This window comes from Microbacterium psychrotolerans (assembly GCF_031085295.1).
Taxonomy (GTDB): Bacteria; Actinomycetota; Actinomycetes; order Actinomycetales; family Microbacteriaceae; genus Microbacterium; species Microbacterium psychrotolerans.
Genome location: NZ_JAVFWO010000001.1, coordinates 260,559 through 273,005, shown reverse-complemented (window position 1 = coordinate 273,005; position 12,447 = coordinate 260,559). Strand labels below are relative to the sequence as shown.

12 protein-coding genes are annotated in these 12,447 nt (G+C 66.7%); 6 read left to right on the top strand and 6 right to left on the bottom strand.

Going from position 1 to position 12,447, the window contains the following annotated elements:
• Nucleotides 1-214 precede the first annotated feature (214 nt).
• From Q9R08_RS01150 to Q9R08_RS01130, 5 genes are all read left to right on the top strand, one after another.
• Nucleotides 215-1,933: an AAA family ATPase gene (locus tag Q9R08_RS01150; protein WP_308865975.1), complete on the top strand. Its 1,719-nt coding sequence runs from the start codon at nucleotides 215-217 to the stop codon at nucleotides 1,931-1,933.
• Nucleotides 1,930-2,721 (top strand): hypothetical protein, encoded by a 792-nt coding sequence (locus Q9R08_RS01145; protein ID WP_308865974.1) that lies wholly within the window; start codon nucleotides 1,930-1,932, stop codon nucleotides 2,719-2,721. The genes Q9R08_RS01150 and Q9R08_RS01145 overlap by 4 nt, the downstream gene beginning before the upstream one ends.
• A 620-nt stretch (nucleotides 2,722-3,341) precedes the next feature.
• A complete protein-coding gene (locus Q9R08_RS01140) occupies nucleotides 3,342-3,869 on the top strand; it encodes a hypothetical protein (RefSeq protein ID WP_308865973.1) in 528 nt (175 codons plus the stop codon).
• A 166-nt stretch (nucleotides 3,870-4,035) separates the two neighbouring features.
• A complete protein-coding gene (locus Q9R08_RS01135; protein WP_308865972.1) occupies nucleotides 4,036-4,707 on the top strand; it encodes a hypothetical protein in 672 nt (223 codons plus the stop codon).
• 447 nt (nucleotides 4,708-5,154) lie between these two features.
• Entirely contained in the window at nucleotides 5,155-8,301 is a 3,147-nt protein-coding gene (locus tag Q9R08_RS01130) for an AAA family ATPase (RefSeq protein ID WP_308865971.1), read from the top strand.
• A gap of 28 nt (nucleotides 8,302-8,329) precedes the next feature.
• On the opposite strand, the gene Q9R08_RS01125 is transcribed toward Q9R08_RS01130, so the two are convergent.
• Nucleotides 8,330-8,638, bottom strand: a complete 309-nt coding sequence (locus tag Q9R08_RS01125) for a hypothetical protein (RefSeq protein ID WP_308865970.1) — start codon at nucleotides 8,636-8,638, stop codon at nucleotides 8,330-8,332.
• A 76-nt stretch (nucleotides 8,639-8,714) separates the two neighbouring features.
• Here Q9R08_RS01125 and Q9R08_RS01120 point away from each other — a divergent pair, with 76 nt between their 5' ends.
• On the top strand, nucleotides 8,715-8,975 hold the full coding sequence (locus Q9R08_RS01120) for a hypothetical protein (protein ID WP_308865969.1): 261 nt from the start codon (nucleotides 8,715-8,717) through the stop codon (nucleotides 8,973-8,975).
• Nucleotides 8,976-8,993: 18 nt separating this feature from the next.
• Here Q9R08_RS01120 and Q9R08_RS01115 read toward each other — a convergent pair whose 3' ends face one another.
• The 5 genes from Q9R08_RS01115 to Q9R08_RS01095 all read right to left on the bottom strand — a co-directional run bounded on the left by Q9R08_RS01115 (nucleotide 8,994) and on the right by Q9R08_RS01095 (nucleotide 12,242).
• Complete coding sequence (locus tag Q9R08_RS01115) at nucleotides 8,994-9,125, bottom strand: hypothetical protein (protein ID WP_308865968.1); 132 nt, start codon at nucleotides 9,123-9,125, stop codon at nucleotides 8,994-8,996.
• Nucleotides 9,126-9,275: 150 nt separating this feature from the next.
• Nucleotides 9,276-9,722 carry a single-stranded DNA-binding protein gene (locus tag Q9R08_RS01110; protein ID WP_308865967.1) on the bottom strand — a complete coding sequence of 149 codons (447 nt, stop codon included), beginning with the start codon at nucleotides 9,720-9,722 and terminating at the stop codon, nucleotides 9,276-9,278.
• On the bottom strand, nucleotides 9,719-10,243 hold the full coding sequence (locus tag Q9R08_RS01105; protein WP_308865966.1) for a hypothetical protein: 525 nt from the start codon (nucleotides 10,241-10,243) through the stop codon (nucleotides 9,719-9,721). The genes Q9R08_RS01110 and Q9R08_RS01105 overlap by 4 nt, the downstream gene beginning before the upstream one ends.
• Complete coding sequence (locus Q9R08_RS01100; RefSeq protein WP_308865965.1) at nucleotides 10,240-10,635, bottom strand: hypothetical protein; 396 nt, start codon at nucleotides 10,633-10,635, stop codon at nucleotides 10,240-10,242. Before Q9R08_RS01100 ends, Q9R08_RS01105 begins: the two co-directional genes overlap by 4 nt.
• Nucleotides 10,632-12,242, bottom strand: a complete 1,611-nt coding sequence (locus Q9R08_RS01095) for a type IV secretory system conjugative DNA transfer family protein (protein WP_308865964.1) — start codon at nucleotides 12,240-12,242, stop codon at nucleotides 10,632-10,634. The genes Q9R08_RS01100 and Q9R08_RS01095 overlap by 4 nt, the downstream gene beginning before the upstream one ends.
• Between the last annotated feature and the right edge of the window lie 205 nt (nucleotides 12,243-12,447).

Here is a 12,447-nt window from a genome sequence, read left to right as displayed (position 1 = left end):
ATGCTAAGAGACCTTTGGTCGTAGTCGGCATTCCAGCCACCGGTGATCACGAGCGTGGGCACCCCCGCGATCATGTCGGGATGCCGTAACCCCAAAGGCAGTTAAATCGACGCGAACCGGGCGTCTAGACCCGGTTCCGTTTCTTCCGTGGCTCCTGGGAGTCCCCTCCTTCGCTAGTCTCTCCCTGACCCACCACACAAGTTGTAGGAGCCCGATGGCCAGCATCCTCTCCTGGAGCGTCGCCGACTTCAAGTCGCTCGGACAGGCAGATCTTGCACTACCCCACCTGACCGTGCTCGCGGGCGCCAACAGCTCGGGCAAGTCTTCCGTCTTGCAGTCGATCCTGATGGTGGCGCAGTCGGTCACTCGCGGCGGGGCGATCATCATGAATGGTCCGCTCGTCAGACTGGGGGAGCCGCGCGATATCGTGCGGGAGGGTCAATCTGCCGTGGAGCTTCGTTTCTTGGTGCAGATAGATGCGGGCTCGCCAAGCGAGGGACCGCGTCCCAAACAGATCGAGGTATCGCTGTCGCTAGCGCCATCACTCGATGGAGTCTCACTCCGGCCGTCGGCGATTGAGATCTGCGATTCGAACGGCAGTTTGTCGTTTGCAGCGACGTCAGAGCGCACGAGATCCGCAGACGTTGAAAGCCTGTCAAAGGGAGCAGCACACTCGGGCGCCACCTTTCTTCGCGTAACGACGGTGAGTGGTCGCCGAGCGCCCAACCGGATGTATGTCGGCTTTGTGGGGATGACTCCAACTTCGCTCGCACTCCACTTCGATCCACGTGTCATCGAGAGAGTCGTCGCGGCAGCTCTTTCTGACTTTGTTGGGAGCGAGCGACTGACTTACGAAGTCGCGCAGGAACTGTCGTCGCTCGTTCCGCGCCGCCCCTATCTCCGGGAGATTGGCAAGGCTGAGCTCGAGGAGAAGAGGTCGGCGCAGGGAGTGAGCGCCTGGTGGACCCCGAAGGATTTGACTTCGCTGAGCGAAGACGAACGAGACGCGCTTATCGCCCGTGCTGCAAGTCGGCGTGCAGCCAACGAGTGGGCGGTGGTGGGCGTTCGCGGGTCCTTCTTCGGCCTCTCGCGAAGTGTGGGACACCGCTATCGCGCGGAGGGCTTCATTGAGGAACTGCTCGCCGGCGAATACGCGCTAAGTATGTTGATGCTCGGGTCGTTCGCCGAAGCGATCGAGGAGTTCGGCGGGCACGTAAAGTATCTCGGTCCGCTTCGCGAAGAGCCGCGCGTGGTCCAGGGGGCGTGGGACGAGCGTGTCGACGCCCTTCCCGTCGGTATCCGAGGCGAACTCACCGCGGAAGTCCTGACACGCGAGAAGGATCGCGTTACCGCATTTCATGACTGGAACGATCACCCGCATAGGGCGACGCTTCCGGAAGCGGCATCCATGTGGTGCGACTATCTCGGCATCGGTGACCATATACGAGTGCTCGATCTTGGCAAGCTCGGACGCGGAGTCAACCTTCGGGTGGACGGGACAGAGCGTGATCTAACCATGATCGGCGTCGGCGCAAGTCAACTGCTGCCGATCTTGGTCGCCTGTCTCTCTGTTGAGCGCAACTCCGTCGTGTTGGTGGAACAGCCAGAACTTCACCTTCATCCGAGCGTGCAATCGAAACTCGCGGACTTCTTCCTCTTCGCGCGGCGCGATGTCCAATTCGTGGTCGAGACTCACAGTGAATACCTCATCACTCGCTTGCGGCGACGGATCGCCGAGGAGCGGACTGAGCCGCACCGCGTTCAAGTTCTCTATGCGGAGCGAAGAGGGGCAGCGACGCAGGTTCGTCCCCTGGCGCTGACTGCCGGCGGAGACTTCGACGAATGGCCGGACGGCTTCTTCGACGCGCAGGAGGCCGACGTCCGGCATATCGTTCGCGCGGTCGCCGCCCGCATGGCCAAGGAGCGTGCGTGACAGTAGTGGTCGTCCTGGATCCGTCGATAGCACTGGGAGTTGCGGATGAGAATGGTCTCGAACTGCTCCAGGATTGGGTTACCGATCATCGGGTGCGCCTCGGTCATCAGGCGTGGACTAGGTTGGCGAACGGCTATGGAGAGCAATCCCTGGGGACGCCAAAAGCCCTCGCGCAGATTGCGCACAGGGTGATCGGTGATCTGCTCACCCGTGAACCGTTGCTCCACGACGTCGCTCTTTCGACTGCCACGCTCCATCCGGAGTACCTTGGGTCCGCCGATCATCGGCAAATCTTGGTGGACGACCTATCGGGGATGAGCACCGACGCGGCTAGCGTCCTTGGCACCGATGCCGCGTTGTGGGAGGGCGACGCTTCCGTCGTTCGTTGCGATCCTCCCCCTCCGGCCCGCCTTTCGAGCCACCTTGGGCCAAACCTCCCGACCCCTGAAGACCTCCGCGCAGAGGCGGCCGCGTGGTTTCTGGAGCGACGAATTTTGATTGTCGGCGGCCAAGTCGACCCAGCTGTCGTAGCGAGCCTCGACGCGATGCTTGGGATCGACGAGGCTCGCGTTCAGTGGATCCCGAGCGAGAAGAACAAGCGAGCCAGGAATCTCAAGAAGGTGATCGGCGGTCTTCCCGCTACCGCCATTGTGGTGTGCATCGTTGGCAAGGTTGGACATGACGTGAGCGGTGAGGTCAAAGACAATTGCAGTCGCCGCGGTCTAGTCCTAGTCGATTCGCGTTTCGCATCCCAGATTGCTGACGATCTCAGAGCGTTGGTGGACTAGCTCCGGCCCGGCCGATCTCGAATCGCTGCTCGCGCTGATTCGCGACTGACCGGTGGGCACTCGGCGTTCGACGGAGTCGAACGGAAACGGGTCCGCCAACGAGATGGGCGCGCTGCGACCATCCATCCCTAGTTGTATCCGGGTCACCTGTTATGGTGTCGGCATCCGCTCGTCCTGGTCTGGGTCGGGGTGCTGGTTCGAACCCAGCGACGGGACGCCTGTGACAATTCTCCTTTGCATGATCGCTCTGCTCTTCACCAACCTGCGCGCCGTCAGTAAGCGTCTGAAGAAGAAGCCATCGATCAAATGGAAGGGGCGGCCTATGAATCTGAGCTCTTCGATTCTCGCGGTGGCGTCTCTTAGGGAAGTGGTCCCGCCCCAGACCAGGACGAGCGGCGTGGCTCATCTCGCAGCTGCCGGCTTCATTCGCTAGCCACTTCCGCGGTTGCTCCATCGCGCGATTGCCGGTGGTCGCGCGCGCCCAGGTAGCGCGAGCAACAAGTCTGGGCCCGCGATCCGATCGATCGGAAACGGGTCGCTCATCGCACATCGATGGTCTGCTACGCGCGCCGGCGAGCGCATGGGAATAGAAATTCGCACCGCGCCGATAGGCTCACCGCATGACCGATGACCTTGGCCAACCGCCCGAGCCCGAGGTGACCGCAAAGCAGCGGCCCCTTGACGACGACCCCGATGGGTACACCGACGACGACCTGTCATCAAAGGATGGCTACCTCGACCTGCTGCTGAGCATGTACGTCGGTTTCGCCGACGAGGGCAGCGGCGCGATCGGCATGACTCTGCAATCGAATGGTGCTGTCATCAGTGGCATCGTCATCAGCCGTGCCGAGTGGATCGAACGCGTCGTTGATAGCCTCACGGCCAGCGGCGGCGGGCAGACCGCCGAGAACCTTGGCGAGTGGTACGGCAAGATGCAGGATAACTTTCTCGAGGAATGGAATCGTCGCGACGCGGCTGACCTGCTCGGCCGTGCTCGGCGATTCATCCACATGCGCGACGTGCGCGTGCTGAATGGCGCCGATGTCAACCTCCCGACATGGCGCGGGTCTCTCGCTGATGTGACCGGATGGTCGCTCGGTTCATGGAACCCGCCAATGTCAGCGCTGCCCGGTGACGGGCCCGAGTAACAACTCGGGCAGTCGAGGGCCCGCCCATCGCTTCACGCGGCGGGCGAGCTCTCGATGCTTCCCGGGCTTCGAACACCCAACTGAGGACAGCCGTCAGTGACCTTGAGGGAGCGGAGGACACAACGGATTCGGCGGCGCCCGAAGCCGGTGCGATACCGTGCGATGCGTGAGAGTGAGTCTCTGGAATGACTGGTGGCCGACGGCGGGCGAGTGGTCCGCTTTTTGGGCATTCACGACCTTCGCCGTCGCGCTGGTCGCGGCCATCCTGGCGTTCAGCCAGTTGCGAATCATCTTGCTCGAGCGTGAGGAGCGTGAGCGGCCGTACCTTGCGGTCGACTTCGAATTCAGGTCGCTACTCGTTCTCATCGCAGTCGAGAACATCTCGACGAAGCTCGCGACGAATGTCACATTGAAGTCGATCCCTCTGCCTGAGTCGACCCGAGAGGATCGCCTCGGCAGGCTTGAGCGGATCTTCGACGGGAGCTTCGTCATACCGCAAGTGGCACCGGGACGCCGCATGAGCTGGCACGTGGACATCGCGTCGACCCTCCTCGAGTCAGACAGCCTCCCCCGACGGTTCGAAGTGACGGCACGCTACTGCGACCCGCTCGCCAGATCTGTCGGGTGGTTCGGGTTGAGGTCGGCACGCCCAGAGCCCCGTTGGTACGAGGACACCTTCATCCTCGACCTCGACCAGTACGGTTATGCGGCGACGGAGCAGGACTACGAGAACAAGAACTGGAACATTGCCCAGAGGAACGAGCGCCGACTCGAACGCATCGCGGCAGCGAGCGAGCGGATCGTCGCTGAGCTGCAAACCCGCAACGCGAGTGACTAAGGTCACGAGCGCCGCGGACGATGCGATAGCGGCTGCGCTCGACGCGCGAGACGCGTCCGTGGCAGGCAGCTTCCACCACTGTCGGCCGTCTCGTTGGGCGCGGCTCTCGACGCAGCTGGGTGGTCCGCAAGCCGGTCGCTGATCGAGGCGCCAAAGGTTGGTGGCAGCGCGAGCGGAGCTCTGGCAACTGCGGTTGCGGATAGCCGGGTCGATGAGGTGCGCGATGAGGGTTTCGTTTGCGAACGCCAGCTCCAAACCCATGGACGCTGTACTCCCGGACGAAGCCCGCGCTGACGAAGATCGCGATGAGCGACGAGCAGCGAGCGACGAGCGACAAGCGACGAGCGACCAAGGACGAGCAAGCGCGCGACCAAGAAATCGGAATGCACGCAGGCACTTTCTGTGTAAGTCATTTCCAGTTAAGCAGTTTGGGTCTACTCTGGTGGAATGCGGGGTGGCCTCGAGCGGTGGAAGCGGGGTGTCGAATCGCAGGGGGTTCGGCAGGCGATCTCGTACGCGCTGAAGGGGTCGTGCGACTCGCACCTGCGATCGGCCGGGGTGGACGCGCTCGCCGACTACGGTCGCGATGACTCGGCGGGTGTGACACGGTTCACGGTCGAGGCCGGCCTGATCCGCACGGACCTGCTGGACGAGACGGCTTTGCGGCGGTGGGTGGATGGCTGTGACCCGGTGACGGGGGAGCGACGGGGCCGGGATCTGCGTTCCGCGGACGCGGATCTGATTCTGGATGGCACGATCAATGCGCCGAAGTCGTACAGCGTCGCCGCGCTCATCCACCCGGAGCTGGCGGCGGCGTTCGAGGCGCTGCAGGACCGGCTCCGGGATCGGATCATCACCACCTGGCAGGCGGAGCTCAACGCCCGCCGCGGCGCGGGCGGCCGCATCCGCGAAGCCCTGCACCGGATCGAGGTCGTGGAGTTGCAGCACCGCCGTTCCCGTGCGCTGGACCCCCACGTCCATCGGCACCTGTGGCTGAGCGTGAAGGTGCTGGGGCAGGACGGGCAGTGGTCCAACGTGGACTCCCGGGTGGCGATGAAGCTGCACACCGTTATCAACGCGGAGGGGGAGCTCGCAGCCCGCACCGACCTGGACTGGTTGCACGCGCTCGCCCGCCACGGCTACACCCTGGACGCCGACGGCGAGATCGCCGAGCTGGCGCATGTGGTGCGGCCACTCTCGCGGCGGTCGACGCAGATCGAGGCGAACCGGGCGATGCTGCTCGCCGCGTGGCGGGCCGAGCATCCCGGTCAGGATCCGAGCCCGGATCAGCTGCATCAGATCGACCGGCTGGCGTGGGCGAAGGCCCGCCCGAACAAGCCCGACACCATCGACGAGACGGCCTGGGAACACCTCATCACCGACGAACTCGCCACCCTCGACCCCACTCTCCTTGAGTCTCGAGTCGCCGTGTCGGTGCGTGCGGGCGCGTTGGACGAACTCGACCTCGCCCTGCTCGCGGCACGCGCCGCGGTGGACGCGGATGCCCGCTCCACCGCGTGCGGGGGGCGATTCAGCCTGTTTGATCTGCGTGCCGGCGCGACCCGCGCGCTTGCCTCGTCGGGCGTCGTCGGCGCGCGTGACGACCTGCAACCGGTGCTCGATGAGGTGCTGCGCCGCGCTGCGGAGCTCACTGTGGATCTTCTGGCGGGGGAGGGCGCCCGGCCCGCCCATGTGAAGGGGTACATGGCGAGCGCCACCGCGGCACTAAAGGCCGAACTCGCCGCACGACTGGACGCCCTCACCCACGCCGGAACCCCGGCACCCGAGGCGGAGGTGGTCGCCCCCGCCGGCGAGGTGCTGCGGGAGGGGGTGGCGCTGGACCGTCAGCAAGTGGTGGCGGCGGCGGCGATCGTGGGTACCGATCGGCTGGTGTCGGTCACCGGTCCGGCGGGTGCAGGGAAGACCACCATGCTGCGTGTAGCGAAGGCCGCGTTGGCCCGTCGCCGACGGGCGATGGTGGTGGTGGCGCCGACCAAGAAGGCCGCCTCAGTCGCCGGCCGCGAGCTCGGCACCACCGCATCAAGCCTGCACGCCCTCCTCGCCGATCACGGGTACCGGTGGAGGCGCGACGACGCCGGCGCAGAGGTGTGGACCCAGCTCGCTCCAGGCGACCTCGACCCCGCCACCGGCTACGTGTACGAGGGACCGCGACGATTCCCGCTCACCGCGGGCGATCGGATCGTGGTCGACGAGGCGGGCATGATCGACCTGCACACCGCGAACGCGCTCGCCGCCGTCGCGGCCGGCACCGGCGCCGGGATCGCGATGGTCGGCGATCACCTGCAGGCCCGCCCCGTCGGCCATTCCGGCGCGATGGCCGCCCTCACCCGGCGCGCCACCGCCGCCGTCGAACTCACCGCCGTGCACCGATTCCGCGACCCCGTCTACGCCGCGCTCACGCTCCGGATGCGGGAACCCGCGTCAAAAGAGGCCGCCCTCGCGGTCGCCGCCGAGCTGGACTCCCGGGGGCTGATCCATCGCGTGTCCGACCAGGTTCAGGCGCGCGACGTGATGGTCGAGGCGTACTTCCGGTGGACCCGCGACCACCACCGCGTCGCCCTGGTCACCGGCACCAACGACGAAGCCGACACGATCAACGAAGCCATCCAGCAACGCCGGGTCGAAGCCGGCGAACTCACCCTGCAGCGGATCGCCGTCGGGCAGAGCGAGCAGCGACTGCTCGAAGGCGACATGGTGCAGACCCGCCGCAACGACCGCGACACTGGCGTCGAGAACCGGGCGGTCTGGACCATCCGCCACGTCACCTCCACCGGGCTAGAGCTGGTCAGCGTTTCCGACAGCGGCGACGCCCGCACAGTCACCCTCGACTATGCGGCCCGACACGTTCACCTCGCCTACGCATCGACGGTGCACGGCATCCAGGGGGAGACCACAGACGCCGCCGTCGTCGGACCCGGCGTGGACGCGTCCGGGCTCTACGTCGGGATGACCCGCGGCCGCACACACAACGAGGCGATCGCGATCGCCGGGACCGACGCGGCGGCGCGAGACCGGATCGCCGACAGCATGCTCCGCGGCATCCCCGAAGTGAGCATCGACGACTCGCTCCGCGCCGCCCGCACCGACCTGAGCCGCGCCGCTCGCCCACCGGCGCCCGTCCCATGGACCGACCGCGCCCAACGGCCATTCGGCCACGTTCTCGACATCGAGCGGGTGCACGCCCAGTACCAGCGGCGAGAGGCCACTGCCCGCAGCGAGGTCGACGATGCCACGCAATGGCTCCACAACACGTGGCGCACGCTCCTCGACATCGACGCTCGGATCGCTGGCGATACAGCGATCGGACACGGCCGCACCAGTGGTCTGGACGGGGAGCTTCACGCCGCTCGAGAACGGCTTGCCGACGAGTACCGGTCCCGCACTCGCGACCACGCGGACCTCGTCCGCACACAGCGCGAGCAGGCGCACCAGCTCGACGTCGCGGAGACCGAACGCCGCATCAGGGCCGGGCTGGACCCCGCGCAGCACCGCGCTGAGGACGTCGCGCGCCATGCACAAGCAGCATCGCCCACTGCGGCATCCGCGCCAACGACGGCGTCTCTGCGCCGCTGAACGCGGGCGGGGCCCGATCGCGCGGTCCTCACGCGACGGCGCGGACCGCGTTGGCCCACACCCAGCAGCGCAGCTCCTTGTCGCCGACGGTGAACTGGATGCCGCAGGCAAGGTCGTTCCAAACTACGACGACCGCATCGACGAGCAGCGCATGCGGGCCGAACCGCACCCACGCCTTACAGAGCTTGGGCTTCGGGTCCCGCGTGACCGGAAGGCTATCTTCCTGACGTTCTTGCGGGGTTAGGGATTGCAACGGGTTCTCCTCGGCGATGCGCTGCAGGATGCGGTTGTCCATCTGCCGGTCGAAGTAGGCGGCGTACCTGCGATTGCTGCCCATGGCGCCCGGATCCCCTCCTCCGGCCGATCACCACGACCTTACCAAGTGTCGAACATGTGTTCTATTCTCGTATGTCATGACGGAGACGCGGGTCGAACACGAGGCAACCATATGGATGGTCGACGACATCCCGGTGCGGATGTTCTACGCCGGTCACCGGTGGCGCATCACGGACACCCCGACCCGGCTGCGCGAATCGATCTGGACCAGCCCCGGTGAACCATCGCGAGGTCTCTATGGGTGGCGGTTCCAGGCCGTCAACGACACCGGCGACGTGCTGATGTTCGACGTCTACCGCGGCGCCGACGACTGGCACGTCCACCATACCTACACGTGACCGACCCGTTGCGCTGGATCAGGCGGAGGGGATGTTGCCGATCACGACGATGCGACACGGCAGGCAGACGAAGCCGCGACCGGAGTCGCGCAGCACGGTGGAGCACTCGGGACAGCGCGGCGTCTGCGCATCGTCGAGGGGATCGCTCACGCCCGCGACAGTACGCCCGCGACATCGGCACTGTCCGGATGTCGCCGTAATGTGTCGCGCACCGCGAGGGGACCGCGGTCCGGGTGCGTGCTGCGCAGAGCGGCGGGGCGAGAGTACAGTGACTCTCGCCCCGCTTGTCTGTTGGTTCAGTCAGCGTGACAGGTCGGCGCCGGCGTACGAGGCCGGTGTCGCTACCGGCCCCGAAGCGTCTGCTGCGGGGCCGTTAGCTTTTGGGGACCGGTCGACGTTGACGTCGGCGAACTTCAGCGACGCGCCCACGTTGTCCGCGACGATGTCGCGGGTCTCCCGGGACTGTCCGGTCTCCTTGTCGACATAGGTGCCGAACCGGAGGTCACCGGCGACGATCACCGAGTCGCCCTTGCGGAGCGAGTCGGCGACGTGCCGGGACTGCTGGTTGAACACGACGACCCGGTGGAACACGGTGCCCACGTCCTCCCACCGGTTGGTGGTCTCGTTCAGGCGCCGGTCGTTGACGGCGACGGTGAACCGGGCGTACTCGTTGCCCGATTCGGCGCTGCCGTGTTCCGGGTCACTGGTGAGGTTGCCCTCGATGGTGACGGGGATCCTGGTGGTCATCCTTCTTCCTTCCTGTCAGGAGGCCCCGCAATAGGGGCCTCGACGGCGTGGGCCTGGGTGGTCCACGCGTCCCATTCCTGCTCATCGGTGATCCCGTCCCATGAGCGGGGCTTGAGGGGGTCGTGTCCGCGGGCGCAACCGCCGGAGTACGCCTTCGCCATCCGGGGCAGGGCGAGGCTGAGCCGTTCGTGCCAGCCGATCGGCCCGAAACCGGCGTCGGTGGAATCGAACGCGACAGTGTGCGCGGTGTGCAGCGCGGACAGTTCTTCGACGAGCTGCCCGTGCTTGTACCAGCAGGCCGGCACGACGGATTCGGAGATCCGGTAGCGGACGGTGAACCACTCCACCCACTCCCGCAGCGCCACCCAAGCGGCGGCGGCCCTATGGTCGGGGAGGGTGCGCCAGTTGACGATGTGCGCACCGAGCGGTTCCGACGACCCATACCGATTGTTCGGGTCATACCCGGAGACGTCGTTGGCGATGTCGTCGTCGTAGTCCGGCGGCGGGGGCAGGTCGCTCATCCGGCACTCCCGTGGTCGGGCTGCAACTTCTGCCGGAGCCGGGCGAGGGCGAGGTGGGAGGCGGCGCGGCGGGTGCGGTTGCGGGAGAGGACGGCGTCACGGTCGATGAGCCTGTGTAGCAGGTCGTGGCAGTACGGGTGCATCGCCACCAGGTCCTCATCGGGCTCGAGCGCCCGGAACTGCCCGTTGTTCATCTTCACGCCCCGGTAGTCGAGGTGGTGCAGCTCCAACTGGGACCTGGTGGCGGCCCTGCCGCAGCCGGCACAGGTGAGCGGCTGCCCGGTGGTGGCGTGGTGGGCGAACCAGCGGTCACGACGGGCGAACCACGCCTTCGAGCGGAGGAACTCGTTCCGATACAGGTTGAACAGGGCCGGGCGGCGACGGTTGCTCATTCCTCCCTCACCTCCTCCACCGGTTCGGAACTTCCGGACTCCGGACCTTCGGACGTCTGGGAGTTCGGGACACGGGAGTGCGTGTCGAACACCGTGCGCTGCTCCTGTTCGGTCGCCCGCTTGCCGGACTGGATGATGTCGGCGTCGCGGCGTTCGTCCCACCCGGCCAGGTCGAGCAGCACGCTGCGCCGGTTGCGGTAGGCGAGCAGCCCGACGCTGGGTGGCAGACGGCGGATCTCGTCGACCGACATCAACGGCCGGCGTTCATGATGCTCGCTGGTGGAGTGCCCGACCTCGCGGGTGGACCAGGAGCGCTGCTCACGGCGCGTGTCGCGGGTGCCGAGCAGCGATTCGATGTCGCGGAGGTGGTCGACGTGGCTGGCTCCGCCCAGGAGGACTTTTGCGGTGGCGGCGGCCCAGATGGTGTCAGCTTCGGCGCGGGACCAGGACGTCTCGGCCTGCGAGAGGGCTTGCAGCACGATGAAGGTGCAGATCCCGCGGCCGCCACCGTCGGCCATGATCCGCGGCAGGTTGCCCCACCGGAACATGTTCGCGATCTCGTCCAGGATCAGCCCGAGCGGGTGAGGAAGCCGTGAACCAGGGGAGGCAAGCGCGGTGGTACGCGCGACCTCGACAATGTCATCGAGCACCGCACTGAGCCATCCGCCCATCGCCGACGCCCCCGACGACGATCCGATCAAGTAGAGAGTGTTCGCCGCGTCCAGAAACTCCCGCGGGTCGAACACTTCGTCGCCGGGGCGGGGGAGGAGGGCCTCGCGGATCTGCGGGACGGCGAGCGGGGCGACGGCGCCTTGCACGCCGAACCAGATGGAGGAGACCAGCTTCTCGTCGGCGGAGATGGTGGCGTCGAGGCTGTCTCCCCAGCCGGGGGTGCCATCCGTCTTGAGGATGTCCACGGCCGCGCGGGTCTGCGCGGGGCTGGTTCCCCAGTCGTACAGCTCGGAGATCGTCTTGCCGCCGACAGCGGCGGCGTGCAGCAGCCGGCCGAGGACCACGCCGGATGCCTGTGCCCATTCCTCGTTGGTCCGGGAAGCGCCCAGCGCCGTACCGGTGATGATCGCGGCGCCGCGTTGCATCGCAACCAGCGGGTCCTCGCACCCGGCGATCGGGGAGATGCGGAGGGGGTGGCGGATGCCGGAAAGGCCTTGCGGGTCGAACACATGCACCTGGCCGCGGGTCTGCCGCATCCGCATCGTCGCGGTGAGGTTGTCGTTCGTGGTCGACGTGGTGATCAGCGGCCCGGACCAGTCCAGGATCGCCGAGATCAGCACCCGGTACCCCTTACCGGACCGGGGAGGGCCTTCGAGGGCAACGGAATCCTCGATCGACACGTACACGTCCTGCCAGCGGGACCGCCCCACCCGCCAACCCACATCGGTCGCGGTGGGTTTGGAGATGTCGGGGCGGAGTTGCGTGGCGCGGCGGAGCACGGCCTTGGCGGAGAGGTGGTCGCGGATCTCGGAAGCGGTGGCGAAGCCGGGTCGGGTGCGTAGGTCGGTGATGAATGCCCGGTCCGACTCCCGATACCGCCGCACCGCCACCCACACCCACCACGCCAACGCCGCCACCAGCAGCACCGCGACCACGTCAGCGACTCGGATGAGCGTGACGGGCAGATCGCATCTGGACGGCGCGGTGTAGGCGGTCGTGTCGCCGGTGACCGCGAGCACGAGTCCGGCGAACAGATGCGCGGGGGTGGGACGGCTGCCGCAGGCGAGGGCGGTGAGCGCTTCGGTGAGAAACCCGAAGGCCAGGGCGAGCAGCACCCCGGCGGCGATGATCACCGCGACT